The organism is Legionella resiliens, from assembly GCF_021344005.1.
GTDB lineage: Bacteria > Pseudomonadota > Gammaproteobacteria > Legionellales > Legionellaceae > Legionella > Legionella resiliens.
The window spans coordinates 243,662-267,351 of the sequence record NZ_JAJTND010000003.1 but is presented as its reverse complement, the minus strand read 5'-3'; the positions used below and the strand labels follow the sequence as shown (position 1 = coordinate 267,351).

The window sequence follows — 23,690 nt, the reverse complement described above, 5'->3', positions numbered from 1 at the left end:
CGAAGCCGTAACCCGGGTTCCGCTTCGCTTCACCCAGGCTACTTTATGAGGTAGTATTTTCCTGCACACATAAATTGCGTGCTTATTCTAAAAAAGATACTGCAGGCCGAGCGCGACACTGTAGTTTTTATTAGATAAACCAGCTGAATCGCTCTCATAGAAATGCGCACCGGTATCGTTGTCGATTATTTCGGTATCAGCTCGCCCATTCGAATAATGATTGTAGGACGCTTCAACAAAAATTTTCGCATTGCGCGTGACATGATAGCCAGAATTAATTGTTGCAGCATAATATCTGGAGTTATTTCCATGCTCTTTAAACGTTAAGTTGCGCGCATAATGTTCATCATGATCTCGTGCTGAAACCCAATCACTGTATTTTAAAAGAGCATTGAATTCAAAATTATTGATGAAATACTTCCCTGCCAAACCAACATAAGGAGTTCTAAATTTTTGTTGGTATCCAATTCCAAGCTGATTACCAGGGAAACAACCTGTATTGGAACCACTGTTATATTGGTAGCAACCACCAATTGCTCGCCAGCTGAAGGAGCTCCATTGATAACCTGCTACCACGCCCAGCTTATAATATTCATTTTGCATCAACCAAGTTCTTAAATTCAGATCCACTTCATTGGCATAATTAAGATGTGTATTTTCATGATGTGACCAGTCAGTCCAGGTTTCTTGATAAGGATTGAGCCAGTCATAATCATCCATGGCAGCTTTATTTTTTGCCAAGGTGATCCACCCCTTGCCATTAATACTGAGCCAGGTTAGGAAATCATAATTTAGTTCCCCGTTTATTATTACTGCATTCTTTATGCGCCAATTGAGCTGGCTTAACTTAGTGTCTGTTTCTTGGTTATAAACATATTCATTAGCCTTACCGGATAGGATTCCTACAGAAGTACTTAACGATAAGCCATTCGAACGGTAATCAACAGCATAAGCATCAAGCGTGAAAGTAAAAGCTAAGGGAGTTAAAGCCAACATAACTATTTTATTTTTCATATTCTTTTCCTAGTTAGGGCCGGCAGTCCTTGCAGCGAAGGGATTTTCAAAAAATCAGTCGAATTATTGTGATTCAGGATGAGCCTGTCAAGAACAAGATTGAAAAACATTAACCACAAGGGTTTTTAATCGTACAATTACATGGCACTTAGCTGGGAAAAAATCATCACCTAATTGGTCTTTCATTGCGAGAAAATTTTGCAGCAAAAATTATCATAATACCTTCATTGCATTGAATTTTTCATTGTTGCATTTCCTAATAAATCCCAATCACTTTGATGCCGCTACAGATTGGAAAATTGCTTTAATCTCTCACATTTTAGCCACATCAAATGGTCTATAATTAAACGTATAATCAAAATACAAACCTAGGTGATCTTATGCAATCCAGAATGGAAAATCTACCTGATGGGCAAAGATGGTTTATTGATAGCATGAGAAGGCTGGGATACAGAAGCAGTCGTGGTGGAGTATGTCGTGGATTAGCCAGCTTGTTTATGGTTTATTGTCTCAATAACAAGACCGATTCATTCTTTACGATGTTAGATTTTATCAATGAAAACCGTCACCTCGTCAAAAAAGAGGAGATTGATGCATTAAGGGCAAGGATTGCAAAAAATCCACAGGAAGAACTCACCGAAACGGAAAAACAGTTGCTTGAGGCCGCTAGTTTCTGTGAAATGGTCGAGATCCTACAACAACCAAGACATTACTCACGATTGTTTCCTAATGAACTCGCGATTAAATCACAGAACGTAGAAGAAACACTTTCTTTATTGGGTTTGGACACGTGGAATAATGAATATGGCATTGAAGAACTATCAAATCAAGTACCAGAAAAAGGCAAATTCTATGCTAAGTTTACTCCAGAAGGTCTTGACTATGTTTTCATAAATCCAAAAGGAGATGAGGTTAGAGGAACTCTTCTTGCAGAAGATCTAAACACCGTATTTAAATCCGGTGAACAGCCATTCAAAATATTAAATGAATCGTTTAAAAAAGTTATCAATTTAATCGAGAAAAAAAATGGCCATCAAATTAATCCAGAATATTTTCAGAAAAAAAACATTTTCCCGGCAGGGGATGTATGTGGTGTTTATAATAATGAATCACTTGAAAAACTAATTCAGTCTTTTGCGGAAATTGCGCCGCAATATCAACCTATTTCATTTAGCCTAACTGCATGCAGCCATGCAATTGAGCTTACTTATGTGAATAACCAATGGATCGTATTTGATCCAAATCGTAAATTCAAATTTTTTAATAATGATCCTTCCTCTGCAAAAGAAATAGCAACATTAATAACAAGCGCATATAAGCCTCATGCTAAAGATAATAAAGGTGAATACATTGGCATATCTTTTGCTGCCTCTGTAAATAGTAAAGAGCAAGCCCTTAAAGTAAAAGAAGCAATGGCTTCGATACAAGTAAATTCTGATATTCATAAAACTAGTTTTGGTGATATACGTAGAATTGATGCTGATGGTAAAACATGGGCAGAAATCGCAGCAAAAACAGATAATCTAGTCGCCATAAAAAAAATTGTGGCGGGTCTTGGGGATCACGACGACGTCATTAAATTAATACTGGACAATCTTACTCCCTCTATCTCTACCTCTCTAAGTATAAGAAGGAAAACAAGAGAGGTATATGATTATTTTATCGATAAGCTTAAAGAATATGGACTTGAATTAACCCATTTAGGTGAACGGGATATCGATACCCTTCTAGCTGAGTTTACTTCACAACCTTTAAATGATTTTAAACAATTATATCAGCAACTATCGCCGAAATTGAGTCAAGAACAGTTACCGCTTACCTTAGAGCATTGTTTAGCCGATTCCGTTTCAAACAACAATCAATTGGTTATGGAGTATTTGTTGGATGATATACTCCAATTGAAGTCACCAGCCCGTGAATTAAAACTCCTGGAATGTGCCCTTGTATGTGAAAAACCGGAATTAGCACTGGATCAAATACAAAAACTTGATGCCTTAAAAGGAGAAAAGGCATTAAGCGGACACAACATACAAGCATATGAACGTCTCCTAAATGCTACTTTTGCAAAACATCTTCAAAATCAAAAACAAAAACCTTATCCCATGCTCTTAGTAGAAATAAATAGGGGGGTAACTCTGAAAGAAGAACAATTGAGCAGGGCATCGGCAGAGCACGGAAATATTCCAATTTTGATAAAGCAAGGCAATACGGTAATGATATATGGCTTATCAAAAGAAAACAAATGGCAACTCAATTCATTAAAAAATCCATCAAGTGAGGTAATGCAAGAAATAGACAAATTGCAATTTGGCTCAGTAGGATCTATTACCCTAGGTGCAATACACAAAGAAATTAGACGAAGTGACCTACATATAACTTCTACAACAACATTACTACTTTCTGCTGTTAAATCAAGAAATGTTGAACTTATAAATAAACTTATAGAAAAAGGAGTTGACCTTAATATACCTAATAAGCAAGGATTAACCCCACTCATGTTGGCGTGTAAGCATGGATTTAATGAGATTGTCCAAATTTTGTTAGACCACGGCGCAAACTCTGATTTAACAGATAAGAAAGGAAATACTGTATTACATCATGCATGCATCGAAGGAAAAGCTGGCATAGCTCAGCAAATAATAACCAGTAATCCCAAGTTAGTTAATATACCAAATACTGAGAAGATTTCGCCTTTGATTTATGCAATTTCATTGCGCGATGATGTAGAATTGCCAAAATTATTATTAGCTAACAAGGCTGAAGCTAACTTTGCCAGCTTATATCTTGCTTGTGTTAAAGGCCGTCTAGGCGCGGTTGAAGTTTTGCTTGAACATGATCCAGGTATTTTAAAAAATGACTCCCGTTTCATTTTAGCCGCCGTCAACAGCGGCAACGAAAAATTAGTAAAATTTCTTCTTGAACCTACAATTCCTGAACATAAAATTGACTATGATCCGCTCCAATTATTTAGAGTAGCGTGCAAAAATGGAAATGCTGATATTGCTCGCATCTTTGCCGAAAAACACCCTGAGGTTTTAAAAGGAGCTAAGATTGCTTTCTTAAATGCCTGCATTGCAGGGGATTTGAATATCGTTAAATTATTTGTAGAAAAACTAGGTCCTGAATATATAGAGACACTTGAAGATCAAAATGACACTGGTTTGTATTTTGCGCTTCAACGTGGGCATAAAAATGTTGCTGAATATTTGTTGGATTGTTGTCCTAATTTCAATCTCTCTATAAAAAATGATCCTCAATGGCTTGCACTTGTTACTGCAGAGGGACATTTACCTCTTTTAGAATTACTTGTAAATAAATACCAAGTTGATATAAAAGTGCCTAATTCCAAAGGCTACAGTGCGATTCATCATGCATGCACAACAGGGAAGATCGAGCTGGTCAAATTCCTTGTCGAAAAAGACCGCAGCGTCTTAGAGACTCCCCAACCAGAGGGTAAAACACCGTTGTTTTTATCTATTGGTTTAGATGACCCAACTGTTGCAGCTTATTTAATTGAACAAGGCGCTGATATTTATGCGGTAGATAAAGATTTGAATACAGCAATACACTATGCTTGTATTTCTAATACGAGTGTGACTTTATCGCACATACTTACACAACGTGCAGAGAGTCACCCTGAAGAAACAATCGCTGAAATAAAAAAAATGGCTGAACTAAGAAATGCAAAAGGACAGACTCCTCTCATGTTTGCCATCGTATTTAATAATCCTGTACTTGTAAACCTGTTCTTACAATGTAAAGCAGATATTAATCTGGTAGACAAGATGGGCAATAATGCATTTCATCTTCTTTGTAAAAGTCCAGGAGATGAAACCATGGATGCATCTGTCTTAAAAGAAACGATAAAAATTATTCTTTATGAAAATAAACAATTACTCAATACAATAAATGGTGCTGGAATGACACCCTTAATGCTTGCAGCCCAAAATAGTCGAATAGATATTTTTAAAATTTTATTAAAATACGATCCTCTTTATGTAAGAAGTGACGAGAAAACCATTTTTGATTGCTCACCAAATGAAGAGACTACAAGCGAATTGCTAAAGGCAATTATCAAGGGTTCAGCAAATAATCAAGATCAGCTGAAACAGCTAATCGAGCTGGAGTTAAAAAAACAGCATATCAATCTCCTATTACCGATGCTCAAAGCAGTTTCAGATCCAAAATTTACCCTCCATATTTTAAATAATCTTCTTTCAATGGAGAGTGATACTCCACTATTTAAATCGAAAGCCATTCAAGAAAAAGTAAAAGCAGAAATAGTGCCTTCACTTTCTTTTTTGCATGAATGTATAGGAAAATATGAAGTAAATATTTCTTCTAATAATGTTGATAGTTTCGTTGACGCAATTGGACAACTCATGCAAGCTGAAGATGAAAAAGATTATCTTATGATTAAGGAATATATTGAGGGGGCAACCTCGAAGGTAAAAGAAGCGGCAAAAATACAGCAGGAACCTCCCAGTGATACCAATGTCTATCGAATGTTCCAACCATCAACTAATGTGCCAGTAATTCAACCTGAATCAAGAAATGTAAAAACATTTTCCCCTTCACCAGGGGGAAATGATGATACTAATACTTAGCTCTTACTCACCATGGCATGCCCTTGCTTCTTGAATAGTAGACATGGGTTCCTGTGATAGCTGCCTCAGACTAACCCGGGTTGCAGCAACTGAATCCGCTAACTATCGTACTGGAAAACCTGTCTCGCTCTACCCCTACATCCCGCCCCCACGACGTGTTCGCGGGTTGTACGGGGGGATCCAGAAGATCTGCTCTAGAATGCTGGATCCCGGCGGACAAGCCACAGGCGTAGCAGAGATGTGTTCAAGAGATAGTAAGGTAGCCTGGCTGCTTGCAGCCAGAATCTATTTGAGCATTATAAGGCGCGATGATAAAATGCACACCGAGATTAAAAATTGCGTTTTTTATATCAGAACTCTCATTAATCTTGCTTTTTATTCACTTGATGTTAGGAAAACTCATGAGCAAGTCCATAAAACAATTATTTAAAGCAATTAATCCAGATATAAGACATCGAAAAAAAATAGAGAAGCAATTAAAAGACATCGAAAACAAAGCTCGTGCAGTCCTTAAAGAACATCACACCCTCGATCTATTCTATGAACATTCTTATTTTGTACATACTCCCCTTGAGGCGGCGATACATACAGCTTCGCTCAAAGGGTTTCAATTATTAATTAAACTCGGGGCAGACTTATTCTTCAAGCCTAAACCTGATATGCCATCTGCACTAGAGATTCTTGCAAATAACTATTTTTCTCCATTTTCTACCCACGAGAAAAACCAGCTCTTCGAATGGGTGCTAAAAGATAAAGAAAGTCCAGTGTTTACCTGGGCAAAGCTAAAAGAACATGCGAATCTGTTTGAAGCGTTTAAAAAAGCAGGTTTGATCCCTGAGAAGCAGTATATCAATGTGTTACCCATCCATGTAGCCATTGAAGCCGGTCGAATGGATTTGGTACAGAATGTGATAAGCGCTGCGGGCAGCATTCAAAAAGCGGGTGATCTCAGTCACATGAGTATTCTCAACCCGGCTATTTTGGCTGTTCTTAAAGGCAAGGAACATGCCCTGGCAATGTTAACGTATTTACTGGAACAAGGGGCCAGTACCCAAACATCAGATGCGTTCAACTTACCTGCAATAATACAAGCGATCTCTGCCGGAGTTTTATATATCACCCATGTAAGGGAAGAGTCAGTATTTCGCGTAGTAAAATTACTGCTTGACCATGGTGCCACTCTTGATGTAACCAACCCCAATAATGGTTGTACCCCCTTAATGTCCGCGCTAAAAATGGGCTATAAAAACCTGTTTGATTTCTTTCTAGGCAAAGCAGACCCAAAAACGTTAAATCATCAAGCCACAATGTCACCATATTATCTAATCTTTCAATTATTTGATAAGTATGATAATAAATTAAGAGGCTTAGATTTTCTAAAACTATTGCCTGAGTTAAAAGAAAAGGGAACGGAATTTGATAAAACCATTGCCCGAACTATTACCTATGCAGATCCCTTCGGAGATGATTCATATAGCGACGGAAGGGAGGTATCTGTAACAGGCTTGTCTTTGTTGCATTTCTACCTCGAAAATATGACTCACCTCATGGATGATCCATTTCAAACGATGGATCACCATATTGCAATAATTCAAGCTCTTATTGCAAATGGAACAAATCCTAATGCAAAAGCCACTTATACCTTGACTAAAAATGAACCCGACGGGTCGTCCTATAGAACCCAAAAAGTCCAGACAAACATCCAGCTTACCGCAGCAGAATATGCTAGAAAAATCGCCGATAAAATCATCGGTCGTTATCATTATAGCCAGGATGCTTTTTTAATTAAAACGTATCAAGATGAAAATGAATTTTTAAAGCATATTCAATACAAAACCAAGGAAGAACAAACCCAGCTGCATAAAAAATTTCATCAATTCAGAAATCTGGAACGTGTTTTAGCTGGAGAAAAGGCGTTACCGTATTCGGGTCTTCCTAATGTAGAAAAAATCTCCCAATGGACTTTGCAAAAACAAAAGTCAATTGCAGCAACTAAGTCTACTGCATCACCCGATGAATTTGATTCACAGACATTCGAGTCTGAATTAATCAATGCGAGAGTGCAACATAATCAAGGCAACTGGCAGGCTCTTAAAAAATCCCTCGTGGACTATGTTAAAGAGAGTACGTCAGTGCAAAATTTTATAGAACGAATAGAAGAATTTAAAAAACCGTTACAACTTCATTTCAACCTAACAACCAATTCCAAAGGAGAGGTAATTAGCTACGGTTCAACAATGTATCGCTTCTTCCACTTTTTTGATCCTTATAAATTTCCAAACTCCTGGGAAACGCTAAGAAAATTTGGGCAAGATACCTATGGGGTAGACATTAATGCCCAATATGATCATAGCACGACACATCAACTTTAAAAAAGAATCCATGTGTAGTAATCAATTGAGGATCTTGTGTGGACCATAATTACCCTTTTTAAAGCCTGGACTTAATAATTTCTTAATTTTATTCTAATATAATATCGCTCAATTATTTTTCTAATTGAATCATTTAGATCAACAAGGCCCATGAAAAGAAAACGCATGTCAAGCCAACGTGAACAGCACTATTATAAAGAAGTTGGCAAAAAAATTGTTCCTGTAGAAGATGAGGATGAGCAAAAGAAAATCGATGAGTTCATGAAGAAACATCACTCAGAAACTCCCCTGCATACATCGCGTGAATCAGGTTATTCAGCTTATATGTTCCATGGGAGAACAGTTGAAGTAAATACTTCCATGGTAAAAAAACGCAAGGTAGATAAAGAGCATTATCTTATTTCAAGGGCGCCTAAAGCGCCTACCTTACCGGTTTCGTGTTTGGCTTCAACAGAGCATGTCGTAGCCATGCAGGGAGACGTTAAAGATTTTATATCAGAATCTGAACCCAAGACAAAACAGAATGTAATGTATCTCATTTCATTATCGTGCGGTACCAAAAAAGTAAATATCCGAAATGAGAAAAGTGAAATTTTAAAGCTCTTGCACAAATATGATAATACTTTAAATAGAAATAATGTAAGTATTACCTACAATAAGGAAAAAGCTATTTTTGAAATTAAGGTGAGTACACAAGTTGCAGACATTCAAGTACTTATTCAAGCACTGACCAGCAAAACAAAATATAAGATCGTTGATTGTGATTTTGAAGATATCGGTTTAAATCAAGGCGTTTGTTTGGTTAAGAGGGATGCATCCAATCCAATTCATGCCATGGTTAACATTGCAGATTCTGACTTGGAAAAAGGATTTCTTGAGCGAGATGCAGGTAAAACATCAGGACGCAATACTGCTTCGTATCAAGATCGCAATTGGACATTTAATTTCTTTACGAGTTTGGAAGATATACGAAAGAAAACGGAATATCCTCAAAGTACTCTTGCGATAAAAATTTTTAATGCCAACTAGGAGTGCGCTTTTTGTTACATAGATCAAATTCAAAAAAGCAAATATAAATATAAAAATTCATTCAAAAGTATTGGGTCAACATGACCTGAGGGATATTCTCATTTTCCGGACAATTTGTCAGTTTTTAAATCAGAATATCTACGTACCGCTTTAATATCTACGTACCGCTTAAATTTCTCTACGTACCGCGCTTTATGCGCGGTATCCAGAATGATATTTTAAGATGCCGCTGAGCATTTCTAGAGCAAGATCCTCTGGATACCGCGCATAAAGCGCGGTACGTAGGCGAGAAAATTAAGCGCGATATGCAGGCGAAAAAATTAGTGGAGGTTTCTTATCAAAAACTGACGATACCTCAGGCCTTTAGACCCAACACCAAATTTATCCACCCCTTTAAGCTGCCATTCTTCCTGATTTTATCATCCAAATAAAATCAAATAATTAAGAATTATTACTTTGCTTAGTGTCCTTAAAAAGGATAAGATGTGACCTGTTTAAGTTTTCAGTACAGGGATAATGACTTCCATACTTAAATCCGAAAATATTGCTCTTACTCGTAATGGAGTAAGCCAAAATATGAGCATATTATTCACTTTTTCAATTATTTTGGTTTCCCTGGCCGTCCGTTTTTTAGGCATTGGTTCACACAACTTGTTTGTTGAAGAAACCTATTACTGGAATTATTCACAACATCTCGATTTTGGTTATCTGGACCATCCTCCCATGGTCGCTTTGCTTATCAAAATTTCTACTTTGATTTTTGGTACCAGTGAATTTGCTGTTCGTATTCCTGCACTGCTTTGTTGGGCAGGAGCCGCCTTTTTCAGTTTCAAATTAACTGAATTAATTCATCGAGGCTCCGGACTGTACGCAGTATTATTACTCTCACTCATGCCATTTTATTTTATACAGTCTACCATAATAACACCTGATCAACCGGTTCTGGTTTGTTGGTCAGCCGCACTCTATTATTTTTATCGCATATTTATTTTCGATGAATCTAAATCCTGGTACAAAGCAGGTATATGGCTTGGTTTAGGAATGTTGTCCAAATATACAATTGTATTACTTGGCCCTGCTGTACTTATTTATTTAATCACAGTACCTTCAACCCGATATTGGTTTATCAAGAAAGAACCTTATCTTTGCGCATTGATTGCCCTACTCATTTTTACCCCAGTAATTTATTGGAATTTCATGCATGAATGGGCTTCATTTGTATTTCAAAGCGTACGTCGATTTAAGCCGGCCCATCGTTTTTCCTTCCATCATTTTATTGGTTTGGTATTCCTGTTTTTATTGCCTTCGGGCGTAATGGGCCTTTATCTCTTATGGAATAAAAAATCGATCAACATTGAAGTAAAGACAAAACGCTTTCTGCAAATATTCACGCTGTTTCCTCTGGGTTTTTTTGGAGTATATAGTCTTAATCATTCTATTAGACTGGATTGGATAGGCCCCGGACTAATCGCTATTATTCCTTGGCTTGCACTACTGATTTCTAAAAACAAATTCCACAAGGAATGGCATCTAATCTCATTTTTTTTATTGCCTTGCTATGCTCTCTTAATCAGCATGATAGCATTTGGAATCTCTGAAAAAGCTTCAAAAACGTTTTTTCAAAAAATGATTTCCTGGGAAAATATGACGGAACAGTTCCATGATTTAGCAAAAAATGTGAGCGATACACGAAATAACGAGCCTATTCTTGTTCCATTAGATGCATATAATATAGGGAGTGAGCTTGCATTTTATCAAAAAAAACTATTGGAACATGGAAAAATCCAAAACATTTATCCTGTTATCGGAAGACATATTTTTGGCATGAATAGTTTGATGTATCAATATTGGTCAAGTGCAACAATGCCCTCTGGAAAGATTTTAATTTTAATTGCTACAGATCCCAGGGATTTTAATTTACCTTACATCAGTAGCAGAATAGCAGTGCTTGACCCTCCGAAGAAACTCTGGTCGCATAGCCAGGGAAGGGGGAAACCCATATCTCCATACTATTATGAACTTGTACAAATGAAATAAATTATTTATTTGCATATCCGTTTTTAATGAAATAGTTCATGAAAATAAAGAGCACCCACTTGGTTGCTGCATCCACAGCGCAAGAATAGTTGCGATTAGTCGGCTTTAGAGCCGACTTGGTGTCCATTGAATAAGCAGAAAATCATCTGAGGGGCATTTTCTCTCTTATATGTTATGGCGTCGCACTATGTTCCTTTTCGATTTCTTCAGTTACCGTTTTTGTCATTCGGTCATAAGCTTGTTGGGTGCCTGTTTTAAACCCAAGTGCTTCAACCAAGCCGCTAAAAATACTTCGACTTCTACGAACATTAAACAAGGAGTAATTGCATGTTCTGTGATCCGTAATTTTAGTTAAAAGTTCATTCAATGATAATTGAGGTTCACCTGCTATTTCTTGATACAGGTGTTTTAATTTGTCAAATTTTTGTCGTGTAACCCCTAAATTGGGATGATTCGTGGGAAGATCCAGAAGTTTTTGATACAGTTCGTTGAGCACTTCTCTTTGAGTAGGATTTACCTTAAAACAATTTGGTGGTGGTGGAAGAATATAAAATCCATTTTGAGGTAGTTGTCCTCCTACCAAATTTATTTTGTAATCAAACCCAAAAACAAATAAAGAAGGAACATTAGGAGAATATTGTAAGGTGTAATTAAGAATATCACATGCTGTAGTACGACATGTGTTCGATGCATTAATTTCTCTTGCCCCTTCAATGATACCTTGACGAATTTGCGCATTACTAAAAGTGCTTGCCTTGCCAAAAGTAACAACTTTTTGATGTCTGAATGTGATTCGTCCTGAAGGTTCTTCTTCTGGAATATAACATTTGATGCCACGTCTAAGATAATGTACACCTTTTTCTGGATAGGTTAATTGCTCCAATGGGACGTTTCGAACTTTTCTTTCTTTATAGTATTCAAGCTGATTCTGATGAATATCTCTTGTTATCGCTAAAAATTCTAAATAGTGCTCATACGTTATGGAGTATGCTTGATAACTAATGGCTGCGTCTCTTCTATTCCTCCTTTCATCCATTAATGACGCATCAGAATGACTTCCCAAAATTTTTCCATACAGGTGAGTACAACTTATTCCGAAGTCTTCATCGATAACATTCCCTTTACCTACCTTCGCTAAAAGTTCAGGTTTTCCATCTACCATAACCCCCAGCATGACAAAACTATGAATACCGTTTTTAGCAATAGTTATAAAAAATTCGCTTTTTTTAGTAGCGACAATAATGGGTTTCGTCATATTCCTATTCTCTCAAGTGCTCCAAGTTTGACATTATAGAATATATATTGATCACCGTGAATATTGCATGCTTCCTTAGTTTAAAAATATTTTTTGTGGGTTGGAATTAAAATATAAAATGACGAATATCGAAAAAATCCAGGTGATTGGTGAACGGTTCAGGGCTCACCAACATTCCAAGAGTTTTAAAAATTAACGTGGAAATAACTGCTCTAAAAACTAAGGTTGAAATTTAGAGGTATTCTCTTCAACCAATTTTGCAGCCTCATCAATGTCTTTTAGAAATTTACCTTTATTTTGTACAACCATAATTTCATCTGGTTTTACAGAGTAAACTTCGTAGTCTTTCGCTGCTAATTCTTCTTTTAATTTTGATAGTTTTTCAATATCATTTTCTTTTGAGGTGATTACCCCAATTCTATCGCCATTTTTTTCCATTAAGCGAACTTTATACGCAGCTTCACTGTATGATCGACCATATCTCTGTAAAGAAGATTGAAAAAAAGTAGAACTTCGAGACGCAAATGGCCTAATCATTGACTTCATCATCATAAATATACTCATCTAAAATTAATAGAATACCCAATAAAGCAGAATGATTTTAATAAAATTTACTCAAGTTAGCAAATTTACTTTCAAAAACCACATTCTATTCTCAAGATTTTGAAATCATTTTGAGTATAAATATTTATTCAACTCTTAATTTTTGGTCCAGTATCTTCATCTAACATGCTCTTTTCTAGTGCTTCAGCTTCCTCATCTGTAATCTCTTCTATTTTTACTGTGCTTTCACCTGCTTCCAATGACTGCTCCTTTGGCTCTTCTTCAACTTCAATACGGGTATAATGGACTGTCTGTCTTTGCCCCCTCGCTTCCTGAAGCAGTACATAATAGGTATCCTTTTCCTTAGAGGTCATATCGAATGTTTCAACTAGTACGCTAATATTTTGAGCTATTACTTTTTTTTGTTGCATCGCAGCCTCTTCCATAGTGATATAAGGATGGCCTGGTATTGGTTTTCCCGTTCTTTGTATTGCACTTGCTATTAGATAACTTTGGGTGGCTTGTCTTGCAAGTGATTTTATTTCTTCTGGTATTACATTGTTCTTCAGATCAATAAAATAGGGATTAGCAGAAAATACCAGATTTATTCCTTGTCGATGTAATCTTCCTGGAATAGCGATTAATGGCACATCTTGCACCGTTACCTCATGCTCGAAAGTAAATGTATCTGGACTACCTGAGGGATCATATCCTGTTGCTTCTTCTTCAGCTCCTTGGACAAACATAAAATTATCAGGGATCACTGTTTGATCGGCCAAAACAATACTTGTTTTTCCGGAAACAAGCGTACAAAAATGATAGATAGTCCATTGATGGGAAAAAGACAGTGCAGAGCCTTCAAATCCTTCACCAGTCTGTTTATGATGCCCCTTAAAAGCGCTTGTTGTTTTTTTTTCATCTACAGTTCCATCCTCCAGAAATTTCACTAATTGAGAATGACCACGCAATCCTGTAGGAACTTTAGCTGAAGTCCCTTCAAAAAGTGGAAAGTCCAGGTCAAATTCGCTGACACTCATTGTTCTTGCCAAACAATTTGTTGCTGCAAGCGTTCTTAATTTCCATAGGGCATTTGATGGTGTTAACACACTCCCGCCATAAGACATTGGGAGATAAGAAAGTTGCCCTCTTTTGCTTCTTGATGTCGACCACATGTTGGAATCGAGTTTAAAAATGTAATCTACAGCAGTAGAGAATCGGCGGGAGGAGTTCTGTATAAAAAAGCTGCTTCCGCCCTTTAATGAGGCGCCTTTTTTCCACATATCTGCTCTCCTATAAAATGATATTAAATTAATCATATTATAGTAAACAATATGCAAACAGATATATTAGAAATCAGAATGGACTATTTAAATCCACCCATGCATCTTCCTTAAGCGAATCATCTTTTTCACTCAGCTCTGGACTGGCTTCATTTATATACTTCAGTCTCATTTTGGCAACTCATCAAATCGCGGCAAATGCATTAGTTTGTCTTCCCAGGAGGACCGACTTGTATAGAAAATATGAGCGGTTGGTTCTAGATAAGTATCATTATCCAGTGTCCCTGCGGGTAAAACCACATTGCCTTTTTTATCTTGTCTAGGGAGCGGGCATCCACACGTCTTGCAAAACATACGTTCTTTTCTGGTATCTTTCAGTTTGAAATAGCCGATATTTTTTTCACCACTCTCCCAAGTTAATTGAGCATCATCAAAAAAAACACTAGCCCCATGAATCGAGCCAGTTTCTTTTCTACATCGACTGCAATGACATAAATACATTGCTGCGGGCTTTTGCCCGGTAATCACATAGCGGCATGTCCCACATAAACATTCTCCGGTATATCGATTCATTTAAAATTTCTCCTATTTTTAAGTAAATATTGGATAAAAAAGCAGGGGAATAATTTTGATTTATCTGGCTAACCCTAGCTACATTTTCGTAGTTGATTATTTTTTCAAACTGTTCTCTGCGGTATCTGAGAATAAGTTACTCAAGCGTGCTTGAGTGTAATCAAACAATTTTTGACCAACAGCCATTCCAAATGCAACTCGCGCTGTACCCCATCCAATTCTGAATCGTTGCTGCAAAAAACTCAATTGACTTAAGAAGGATTGTGGTGGTGTTTTTGATTCATTCCACACTTTAGTGAATGCCTCACATGCAGAGGGCGGTTTGAGATTTGGAGACGTTGCATATTGCATGTTGCGAACGTAATTGAATGGACTTGATGCAATGGTAGCGACTGCAGCTGCGCTTGCATTATAGAGAAAATCAACATACGACTGATTCGATCCGGGTATTTTATTTTCTGATTTTTTACTGGTTGTTTGCATCAAACTACGTAACATTTCGTAAGTACTTCCAAAGACCATGTCGCGTGTCATTGTTGCCGAAGTTCCCTTTAAAAAAGGTTTAAGACCTCCAAGAGTCCACATGTCACAAACGCTGGAACGAAAGGATGCGCTTTCTTGCCCCCATGTATGATATTTGACAGCAGAAATACTGTTGGTTAATGCTCCTCCAATGCTTCCTGCAGCCATGCCTACATAAAATTGGGCGGCTGTTTGACTAAAACCTAAATTATGATGCAGATAAGGAAAAAGGTACGCTTTAAGTTCTCCCTGAGCAATATAGTAAATACTTCCAAGAAATGCGCGTTGCACTAATGCCTGAGATAACCCCTGATATGGGGATTTAAAATTTTGCATTGATAGAAAAGGACGGTTATATTTCACGGATAAATACAAAGCACGATCCCATGGATTAAAAAGCCCTGAGTTGGATACCCCTGCAATTAACCCACTGGCAACATCAATATTAAACTTTTGTTTATAAGTTAATTGGGGATCCTGCTCCTTTGGTTGTACCTTTGGACACCTTGCGCCACTCATCCCTCGCTCTCCCTGCGTTAATTTTTTTTCAAACAGCATTATATGGGATATTTTAAAAAATTAATGGAATACTGACCTATTTTTAGGAGTTCTACAACTCATATTCATAAATAGGCCCTATTGCTGTTACTGCTCCAGAGTGAAAAGCGGGCTATCATGAGCGTCCGCAGATTTTGTTTGTTGCAATTGTTTTTTATAATTGTGGGTTACGGTCTCTATCTCGTAGGTCCTTTCCCCTGAAATTGAGCGCCTAAATTTAAAATCAGGCATGCACTTTGTGAATTCTTCATGGAGAGCTATTTTCTTATCATGCAGGTTTTTACGCTCAGTAATTGCTATTTTTGTATCACACACCTGTTTTGCATCCTCTTTATTTTCAGGCAAAATCACGGGTAATTGACTCACAATAGTGAGATAAGTCTGCAGGGCTTCAGGTGGCTGCGCATGTTTGATGTATTCATCAGCGATTAAAGAATATGCCCAGAAATCCCTGCTACTAAAGCTTAGCTCGCCTTTATGTTCCTGGAGAATTTGTTTTATTTTTTCAAAATCACCATGTCGCGCATAAGCAAGCATCCGTTCTGGTATCGATAGTGCCTGGGATACTTTAAATAAATCCTGTGAATCAATTATCACATCATGAATAACAGGCTCCAGTCCAAGTTTCATTGCACATACATTAACAGCCCTAATATTTGCAGGTGAAAAATAAGCATGAGTAAAGTTAACAAAATTATCCAAATCAACATTCATTCCATGATGTAGTGCATCAAATAATTCGTTCGTGTATTTCCCAGTATCGTGTTTGATTACGCTGCCTACTTTAAATTGCCAATCACCACGGTCATCTTTGAAGAATAGGATATTTTCAAATCCCATAGCATCCATGATAATCCCTGTCTTTTGATAAAAATCCCGATAGTGAGTTAGAAACTCAACCATTACGTCTCTGAGCGTAGGATCACGTTCTAAACGTTGCAAAATTGCACCGATTCGTTCATCAATGATCGGATAATCATTAAGATCAAAACTGGATTCAGAGTCATTTTTATGTATCAGCGTTTTATTTACTTTGCCGAACAACTCTTTATTGTGCTCTGTTAAGTAAGGGTCCAGTTCAGCAGGTTCTATTTTAAAATCAAATTTTATTTTAGATTTGAAGCATTTTTCGTAGGGAACGATTGATAACGCGATATCTCTAGGCTCTTTTCCTGGAAGCTGTACTGGAAGGGTAATATGCTGCTCGCGAATGCATCGCTGTTTTCCCTCTTTGTCAAAACACGCATATAAAACAGCATATTTTTTCTCTAACTCTTCAAGCTCTTTAGGGTTGGGATTTTGTTTCATTACTTTAATAACAAAAGGAGCTTCTGGGAATCGATAAAGTATATGAGTGCCTCCTTCAGCAATACGCTCCGCTTTAGTTAAATCAATTGCTCCTGATTCGGTCTTTGGTACTGAATCAAGCGGATTATCCTGCAAAGCAGTCAGTTTAGGATGTGCCTGAGGCAGCTGTATGGCAAGTCCGGTTGCCCAGGATTCTGCAGTATGTCCCCCATTGTGCAGTCTGCATTCAATATGTAACGCTTGAGCTAATGACATAGTTGCTTGAGTCAAGGGTTCCTCACCTAAGCCACGGTCACCTGTTTCATTGGTTCCCGCTTGAAGATAAATATGGGGTTCTCCTTTCGGTACTTCTCGCATGGAAAGCACATCATAACCCGTCTGTAACATATGCAATAAATATTGTTGCTCTTGCTTATTTGCTAAAGGGGCACGCCAAGTTTGCTCATCCTCATATCGTACAGGAACAACCACTTCTTCACCCATCAATCGCAGAGAGGACGGTCCCCACCAAACCGCAGGCGATTGAGCAATCACTTGTCCATAAATATCAGGATGCATTTTAGCAGTATACAGTGCTTGAAGCCCCCCCATACTTTGGCCACATATACCTATTTTTTGAGGATCCCGTGTAACTGGGATACCCGCATCTCTAAGTGCGCCTGGAATTTTAGTAAGCATCGCATCCGTTTGCAGGTCACAACCATATTCTTTAAGTCGCGGCATTGATACCCATTTCCCCATTTCCATGGTAGGTTGTGTAGGCGATACAAATACAGCAATGACGGGCTCCATTTTTCCTTCAGCAATTAAATTATCTAAAATATCCCTGGTCCCCATGCTATTTCCAAAAGCATCCTGGGATAAGTGCATCTCCCCATCCAGCATTACTTGAATGTTGTATTCTTTAGTGTCTGAAGCCCTATAACCCGCTGGAAAATAAACTTCTACCCACTGCTCGCCAAACCCTAATGGATAATGTTCGTCTCCTGGATCGCTTAAAGTCCCTTGTGCATTAAGCACACGTTTTTGCATGATTCCTTTATTTTTCTTGGCCAATTCAGGATTTTCGTACACAGATGTGACAATTTTTCCATCGGATAAGGCAATTTTATTGATAATATTAGGTTTTTGGGCCAATTCTCCTGGTTTCACATTGGGATGCATGAAAAAATCGCTGCTTTCATTTGGATCGATGGACCTTCTTGCGACCCATTGACCATGCTCCTCTGTCATGGAAATCATATGACCTTTCCCAGATGAATCGCGATAACCTAATAACATTTCTTTTGGGATAGGCGTTTCTGGATCTGGCTTATAGATGAATGTTGCGGTAAGTTCTGATGAAGTATTATCAATAATCACTTCAACCATTCCGGCGCTTTCTCCGGTTACAACAAATTTAATCGATTCTGACATTTAATTTTAATTTAATTGTGCAAATTTACATTATATTTCGGACAAATAGGAATAGTGTTATTCAGTTCATTAACTTTACGTATTATTTTCAGTTCATTGTTCCAATGACATGCATTACTAAAAATTAAACCAAGTAGGACATATAACATCAATATGAATAATATTGGCAACAATACAACAAAATTTATTAACATTGAAAAAAACATTTGCATTTAAGTCAATATTTATATTAATCTGAAGGGGACTCACAAGGAAAAGGAGATCACCATGGATAAAAAAGAAAAATCTCGTCTAAAAAATGGAAACAATAAATCAAAACAACCTGATTCTAACTCGAGTTCTCAACGTTTTTTTAATCAAAAACACATTATCCCCTCCTCAGAAATGCAAGGAGCACAAAAAACACAACAACCTCAAGAAATCAGTTTGCAAACGACTACCGACCTTTTATTAGCTGGTATTTTGCAGGAATTAAAAACTCAAAATATGATTGAACTCATGAAACTAAAAACCCAGCAAGAACAAGAGCAAGAGGAGTTGCAAGCTGCTAAAAAAATGCAAGAAGAGGATGAAGCTCGATTCAAAGAAATCCAATACACGATGTATACTTGATTTAATTTACATACTCCAACCAATTAACAGATTTTCTGTTAATTGGTTTTACCTGTTTGGTACTCAAACTATGCTGGCTACGCCTTCTATCTATGAAGACAACTTCATCATCAATACGCCAGATACAATCAGTACTGCTGCAACAACTCGCATGGTATTTACAGGTTCACCCAAAATGATGAGACCAACCAGGAACGCACCAACAGCCCCGATACCGGTCCAAATCGTGTAAGCTGTTCCCAATGAAAGAGTTTTCATGGATATTGATAAGAGAACAAAACTCGCAATCATTGTTATAATGGTGATGATACTAGGCAAAATCCTGGTAAAACCAAGGGATTGCTTCAAGGAAAAAGCCCAGACTACTTCAAATACACCAGCGAAAACCAATAGAACCCATGCCATACAGCCCTCCTTTCAAAATCGGGCCGTCCCGCATGCAACCATAATGGGTGAGGTCGTCCTCACATTAGAAATTATATATGATCTTGCTATTTTCATATATAACTGACCGTAATACGGCCCCTGGCTAAGCTTATTCTTTAGGATACACCATTGAATTCCTGGTTCTTTTAGTCATCCCATATTTAAGGAACCTGGTTGCTTGCAACCAGGTTCCGTTTATTTTGATTGTACTTTCTTCAAAACAAGGTAGCCTCTTCACCATCCATATATTGACTTGCACTATCCCAAAGGGTAAAACATCCAGTCTCTGAAATATTTTAAGCTTACGGATTTTTAAATGTATTCCAAAGTAACTACCTCAACTTCCAAAATTGACACTTTTTTCCAGCCAGGTAAGAAAGTAAATCAACACATGACGTGTAGGAAACTCGATGAACTTGAGAAGATGCAGGGTTTGCTAAACAGTCAACGAATTAAACTCATATTTGGCAACTATGGAGTAGAGCTCATTTTACAAGAAAACAATGTTCGTATATCCAATTTAAATTCAAATGGTGTCATGCGAACTCTTGCAGTTGTTCATTTCTCTTTACCAGTTCCCCTTTGGTTGAAAGAGACACATAATAAAATTGTCAGTGGAAGCACTATTGGACAAACAATTAAAGACGATGGAATTGATCTGGCAAAAGAAGATGTATATTTTGGCATTACTGAATTACCTGAGATTGCAAAAAACAAGATGAATACGGCTGAAAAATCAGCCGCTGTGCACATCTATCAATTAACCGTAAAAAAGCCTAACACCTCTGAATCAATAGTTTATTGTACGATTACTGAAGTACATAGCCCTCTATACCTGACTTTGGGAGATTTACATCAGTTATCCCCCGAAGGAACAAAAAAATTCAGTGCACTCACAGAATCAGCAAAAAAACCTCTCAATGAGTTAAACACGCTCGATGAATTGCTTAAATCCCATTATAAACAAATCACTAATGTCAGTTCGGCAAGTTTAGGGTCGGGTCCTGCTCCATCCTAAACTTACTCGTTCAAGGTTCTATTGTGTTAATTTAAAAGATTTATCTTGGGAGGTAATATGCAAGGTTGAATCATCACTGCCTTTTTTAACAAATTGAAGTTGGTAGTCTGAAACAAATTTCGCAATAGCCACTTTAAATAAAACCTCGGTCACTGCAAATGCTGGACAATTACGCATGCCCACCGAAAAAGGGACAAATGGGAATTGGCCTATTGTATGATGGTTGTTTTTAACGCTCATTTCCCCCTCTTCATCAACGTGTTGTTGCTCCGCTTGCAAAAAACGTGTCGGGTCAAATTCATTTGGATTAGTCCAGTATTGCTTTCCTTTAGCTAAAGCATGCAAATCAAATATAATCATTGTATTGGGAGGGATGGTCATTGAATCAGATGAATATCCTTTTTGGGTATATCTGGGTACTGCCGCAGGTGCATCAAACCGAACTGACTCTTTATAAAAAGCATCTAACACAGGCAATGATTTAAGAGCTCTAATATCTAACTGTTCATCCAGCACAAAATGGGATCTTTCAATTTCATCATGAAGCATTTCAAATTTTTTAGGGTCTGCTGCAATTTGTTCGAGACAGAGTACAATTGCATCAGTGAGGTTATCTGCAGCTTTTAGAATCATCGGTAAGGATTGAACAATGGGGTTTTCAAAATATCTTCTAATCTCCTGAGTACTCAAAGATTTTAAAGCTGATGCCAGCTCTTCCTCGGTAAACCCTGAATTTTCTTCTTTAAATAAACTAACTATAGAGGCAGCAATTAAATTAGCATTTCCTGGATGAGCATCTTGATGAAGTACTTCAACCACATTTTTGAATTCATGCTCTAAAATACTGCTTGAAAAAGCACGGTAAACATCCCGTTTTTTTCTTAAACTTGGCATAAAATTAAGTAATTCAGGAAAGGGAAATGCGCCCCACCGCTTTACATCATTTCTATATGACTCCATTACATCATAAGTATCGTCCGGTAATCGTTTGATACCGAGCATATTTTCTACCATAACAGCCCGAACAATGCCGCAGACTGTATGCCTGGTTGGAATGTCTGCATCAACAGCTACCGTTTTTTCAATTTCTGTGATCGTGGGATAAGCAAGTCGTGATGGGGTAAGAAAACGAGAGAGGTTTTTTCTCGATACCATCGCATCATGTCCAATATCTGAAATAATAAAAAAATCGTTCCCAGAAAAAAATTTAAACGAGGCATGCCCCTTGCGGCTCGATTGTTCTTTGTCAAATTGATTGATTAGTTCAACCAGCTGAGGCTGAGACCTTGGGGTAATTACTGCATAGTTTCCACCCAAATATCCCAAGCTAATCACACTATAACCTTCTTTACTGCTTCGTGCTTCAGTGATTAATGTTTGGAGCATCGCTTTAGGATCTTGGATAAATTCCCTAGTATAACCCAATCCAAATCGTTCAACTTGATGGAAAAGACTTACTGCAGTTTCATACACTTGGTTGGAGTAATACCGCATACTTAGCCCTATTGAACTTTCTAACAATTTACCAAACATAAAACAACCTCAACATTGATCAAATTGGCGCATTTTAAATCATTGGGTATGATAGTGTAAACATTTTATCAGTTTTTAACATTACTGATATTATTTGATTTTCATTTAAAATACGATGAACTGGAGGCAACCAAGATACGCTTAGGATGAATTCCAATAGATCCTGGCTGCAAGCAGCCAGGCTTATTCTTTAGGGTACAACATTGAATCCTGGTGCTTTGAGTCATCCCATATTTCATCTTCAGACAAGCTTGTTTCAATGAACTCAATGATGGCCCCATGTTCCTCGACCATAGCCACTTTAAAATTTTTTAACGGAACATAGGGTTCCAGAAGAACATGTTTTCCTTTTATCGCTTCATTAATGCTATCAACCTTATACGCTATATGCGGTTGAGTTTGAATCAATTCATGTAAGGGACAATTAGGGCCAAACCGATGATATTGAATTCGACCAGGTAACTCTCCTCCTGAGGTGTACATGTCCATAACCGAACTATAACGCTCGCCTGGACGAGGTTCAGTGACCGGTATTCCCACATGATGATATTGATATTTCATAATAAACCTCTAAGTGCTTTGATTTATTTATATTCTACACATTAATTGTTCCAATATTAATCAACATTATTTCCGCAATTATGAACTATTAGTTTATAATAATACATATGTTTAACAGCTAATTATTTATTGTGTTTAATCTTTCTCAATTAAGATGTTTCATAAAAGTTGCAGAGTATCTCAATTACAATCGCGCCGCAGAGGAGCTGGGTATCACGGCAACCGCTGTGAGCAAGCAAATTAAAAATCTGGAAAATCAATTGGGTGACAAACTCTTTATTCGAGATACACGTAAGGTTCAGCTGACTTTATTTGGTATCCTGCTTCTGGAAAAATGTCAGCGATTGCTTCAAGAAACCCAACGCATCGAGCAGTTTGTTGAATCACGACACACAGTTCCTCAGGGACAAATTACTATTTTGGTTTCGACCATTCTTGCACGCGAGTTAATTTTAGACCGGCTTACTGATTTTATGGAGCGATACCCCTTACTTGAGTGTGAGTTTTTATTTTCTGAGCACGACAATGATTTGGCACGAAAAGACATCGATGTAATGGTTGGCTTTCCCGAGATTCCACCTTTTACCGATCAGTTAAAATATAGAAAGATGCGCCCTGTTACTAATATCCTTTGTGCAGCCCCATGCTTAATTGAAAAATATGGCATGCCGACTCAGGCCTCTGATCTCATGTCATTTCCTTTTATTTCGCATAGCTTAAGGAAACCAGCCACAGAACTCCCGCTAGAAAATGGAATGCACCTACCCTGTCCCAAACCAATACTTTTTATGGATGATTTTAATGCGCTAAACCAGGCATGTAAAAACGGAATAGGTCTCTTTTTAACAGGTGAGCGGTTGGTTGAACATGCACTTAAGGAAAAAACGCTAATCCAAGTTCTTCCAGAAATCGAATTTAAACGATATGAAATTTTTACTTTTTATCAGCCTCACGGGTCGGAACTGCCTAAGATCAGAGCCTTCCTTGACTTTTATGCGCCAACCCCAACCCACTTTAAATAAAACT

The 23,690-nt window shown here is 37.5% G+C and carries 17 protein-coding genes; 7 read left to right on the top strand and 10 right to left on the bottom strand.

Annotated features, from left to right (window positions below):
- Window positions 1–87: 87 nt before the first annotated feature.
- Window positions 88–1,014, bottom strand: coding sequence for an omptin family outer membrane protease (locus tag LXO92_RS04810; RefSeq protein ID WP_232890472.1), 927 nt, complete (start codon window positions 1,012–1,014; stop codon window positions 88–90).
- A gap of 380 nt (window positions 1,015–1,394) precedes the next feature.
- Here LXO92_RS04810 and LXO92_RS04805 point away from each other — a divergent pair, with 380 nt between their 5' ends.
- The 4 genes from LXO92_RS04805 to LXO92_RS04790 all read left to right on the top strand — a co-directional run bounded on the left by LXO92_RS04805 (window position 1,395) and on the right by LXO92_RS04790 (window position 11,059).
- On the top strand, window positions 1,395–5,621 hold the full coding sequence (locus LXO92_RS04805; protein ID WP_232890471.1) for an ankyrin repeat domain-containing protein: 4,227 nt from the start codon (window positions 1,395–1,397) through the stop codon (window positions 5,619–5,621).
- A gap of 401 nt (window positions 5,622–6,022) precedes the next feature.
- Entirely contained in the window at window positions 6,023–7,993 is a 1,971-nt protein-coding gene (locus tag LXO92_RS04800; RefSeq protein ID WP_232890470.1) for an ankyrin repeat domain-containing protein, read from the top strand.
- A 165-nt stretch (window positions 7,994–8,158) separates the two neighbouring features.
- The gene (locus LXO92_RS04795; RefSeq protein WP_232890469.1) at window positions 8,159–9,022 is read left to right on the top strand and encodes a hypothetical protein; all 864 of its coding nucleotides are present in this window, start codon (window positions 8,159–8,161) and stop codon (window positions 9,020–9,022) included.
- A 576-nt stretch (window positions 9,023–9,598) separates the two neighbouring features.
- Window positions 9,599–11,059 (top strand): glycosyltransferase family 39 protein, encoded by a 1,461-nt coding sequence (locus LXO92_RS04790; RefSeq protein ID WP_233291520.1) that lies wholly within the window; start codon window positions 9,599–9,601, stop codon window positions 11,057–11,059.
- A gap of 172 nt (window positions 11,060–11,231) precedes the next feature.
- Here the strand turns inward: LXO92_RS04790 and LXO92_RS04785 are convergent, their stop codons facing one another.
- The 6 genes from LXO92_RS04785 to LXO92_RS04760 all read right to left on the bottom strand — a co-directional run bounded on the left by LXO92_RS04785 (window position 11,232) and on the right by LXO92_RS04760 (window position 18,514).
- The gene (locus tag LXO92_RS04785) at window positions 11,232–12,314 is read right to left on the bottom strand and encodes a hypothetical protein (RefSeq protein ID WP_182351580.1); all 1,083 of its coding nucleotides are present in this window, start codon (window positions 12,312–12,314) and stop codon (window positions 11,232–11,234) included.
- Between the two features lie 219 nt (window positions 12,315–12,533).
- Entirely contained in the window at window positions 12,534–12,866 is a 333-nt protein-coding gene (locus LXO92_RS04780) for a hypothetical protein (protein WP_182351579.1), read from the bottom strand.
- 140 nt (window positions 12,867–13,006) lie between these two features.
- Window positions 13,007–14,137, bottom strand: coding sequence for a hypothetical protein (locus tag LXO92_RS04775; RefSeq protein ID WP_182351578.1), 1,131 nt, complete (start codon window positions 14,135–14,137; stop codon window positions 13,007–13,009).
- A 168-nt stretch (window positions 14,138–14,305) separates the two neighbouring features.
- Window positions 14,306–14,710: a GFA family protein gene (locus LXO92_RS04770; protein ID WP_182351577.1), complete on the bottom strand. Its 405-nt coding sequence runs from the start codon at window positions 14,708–14,710 to the stop codon at window positions 14,306–14,308.
- A gap of 96 nt (window positions 14,711–14,806) precedes the next feature.
- Entirely contained in the window at window positions 14,807–15,751 is a 945-nt protein-coding gene (locus tag LXO92_RS04765; RefSeq protein WP_182351576.1) for a hypothetical protein, read from the bottom strand.
- Window positions 15,752–15,877: 126 nt separating this feature from the next.
- Window positions 15,878–18,514, bottom strand: coding sequence for an alpha/beta hydrolase (locus tag LXO92_RS04760; protein ID WP_232890467.1), 2,637 nt, complete (start codon window positions 18,512–18,514; stop codon window positions 15,878–15,880).
- A gap of 267 nt (window positions 18,515–18,781) precedes the next feature.
- On the opposite strand from LXO92_RS04760, the gene LXO92_RS04755 reads away from it, so the two are divergent.
- Window positions 18,782–19,126: a hypothetical protein gene (locus LXO92_RS04755; RefSeq protein ID WP_182351574.1), complete on the top strand. Its 345-nt coding sequence runs from the start codon at window positions 18,782–18,784 to the stop codon at window positions 19,124–19,126.
- Between the two features lie 90 nt (window positions 19,127–19,216).
- On the opposite strand, the gene LXO92_RS04750 is transcribed toward LXO92_RS04755, so the two are convergent.
- On the bottom strand, window positions 19,217–19,531 hold the full coding sequence (locus LXO92_RS04750; RefSeq protein WP_182351573.1) for a DMT family transporter: 315 nt from the start codon (window positions 19,529–19,531) through the stop codon (window positions 19,217–19,219).
- Window positions 19,532–19,868: 337 nt separating this feature from the next.
- On the opposite strand from LXO92_RS04750, the gene LXO92_RS04745 reads away from it, so the two are divergent.
- Window positions 19,869–20,570, top strand: coding sequence for a hypothetical protein (locus LXO92_RS04745; protein WP_232890466.1), 702 nt, complete (start codon window positions 19,869–19,871; stop codon window positions 20,568–20,570).
- Window positions 20,571–20,588: 18 nt separating this feature from the next.
- Here the strand turns inward: LXO92_RS04745 and LXO92_RS04740 are convergent, their stop codons facing one another.
- Entirely contained in the window at window positions 20,589–22,103 is a 1,515-nt protein-coding gene (locus tag LXO92_RS04740) for a cytochrome P450 (RefSeq protein WP_232890465.1), read from the bottom strand.
- Between the two features lie 183 nt (window positions 22,104–22,286).
- Complete coding sequence (locus LXO92_RS04735; protein ID WP_182351570.1) at window positions 22,287–22,664, bottom strand: helicase; 378 nt, start codon at window positions 22,662–22,664, stop codon at window positions 22,287–22,289.
- A gap of 131 nt (window positions 22,665–22,795) precedes the next feature.
- Here LXO92_RS04735 and LXO92_RS04730 point away from each other — a divergent pair, with 131 nt between their 5' ends.
- Window positions 22,796–23,686, top strand: a complete 891-nt coding sequence (locus LXO92_RS04730; protein WP_232890464.1) for a LysR family transcriptional regulator — start codon at window positions 22,796–22,798, stop codon at window positions 23,684–23,686.
- The last annotated feature ends 4 nt before the right edge of the window (window positions 23,687–23,690 follow it).

What these genes read in the sequence shown, in the direction of transcription:
- LXO92_RS04810 (WP_232890472.1), bottom strand. Translation starts at nt 1,014, where the DNA reads ATGAAAAATAAAATAGTTATGTTGGCTTTAACTCCCTTAGCTTTTACT.
- LXO92_RS04805 (WP_232890471.1), top strand. Translation starts at nt 1,395, where the DNA reads ATGCAATCCAGAATGGAAAATCTACCTGATGGGCAAAGATGGTTTATT.
- LXO92_RS04800 (WP_232890470.1), top strand. Translation starts at nt 6,023, where the DNA reads ATGAGCAAGTCCATAAAACAATTATTTAAAGCAATTAATCCAGATATA.
- LXO92_RS04795 (WP_232890469.1), top strand. Translation starts at nt 8,159, where the DNA reads ATGTCAAGCCAACGTGAACAGCACTATTATAAAGAAGTTGGCAAAAAA.
- LXO92_RS04790 (WP_233291520.1), top strand. Translation starts at nt 9,599, where the DNA reads ATGAGCATATTATTCACTTTTTCAATTATTTTGGTTTCCCTGGCCGTC.
- LXO92_RS04785 (WP_182351580.1), bottom strand. Translation starts at nt 12,314, where the DNA reads ATGACGAAACCCATTATTGTCGCTACTAAAAAAAGCGAATTTTTTATA.
- LXO92_RS04780 (WP_182351579.1), bottom strand. Translation starts at nt 12,866, where the DNA reads ATGATGATGAAGTCAATGATTAGGCCATTTGCGTCTCGAAGTTCTACT.
- LXO92_RS04775 (WP_182351578.1), bottom strand. Translation starts at nt 14,137, where the DNA reads ATGTGGAAAAAAGGCGCCTCATTAAAGGGCGGAAGCAGCTTTTTTATA.
- LXO92_RS04770 (WP_182351577.1), bottom strand. Translation starts at nt 14,710, where the DNA reads ATGAATCGATATACCGGAGAATGTTTATGTGGGACATGCCGCTATGTG.
- LXO92_RS04765 (WP_182351576.1), bottom strand. Translation starts at nt 15,751, where the DNA reads ATGAGTGGCGCAAGGTGTCCAAAGGTACAACCAAAGGAGCAGGATCCC.
- LXO92_RS04760 (WP_232890467.1), bottom strand. Translation starts at nt 18,514, where the DNA reads ATGTCAGAATCGATTAAATTTGTTGTAACCGGAGAAAGCGCCGGAATG.
- LXO92_RS04755 (WP_182351574.1), top strand. Translation starts at nt 18,782, where the DNA reads ATGGATAAAAAAGAAAAATCTCGTCTAAAAAATGGAAACAATAAATCA.
- LXO92_RS04750 (WP_182351573.1), bottom strand. Translation starts at nt 19,531, where the DNA reads ATGGCATGGGTTCTATTGGTTTTCGCTGGTGTATTTGAAGTAGTCTGG.
- LXO92_RS04745 (WP_232890466.1), top strand. Translation starts at nt 19,869, where the DNA reads ATGTATTCCAAAGTAACTACCTCAACTTCCAAAATTGACACTTTTTTC.
- LXO92_RS04740 (WP_232890465.1), bottom strand. Translation starts at nt 22,103, where the DNA reads ATGTTTGGTAAATTGTTAGAAAGTTCAATAGGGCTAAGTATGCGGTAT.
- LXO92_RS04735 (WP_182351570.1), bottom strand. Translation starts at nt 22,664, where the DNA reads ATGAAATATCAATATCATCATGTGGGAATACCGGTCACTGAACCTCGT.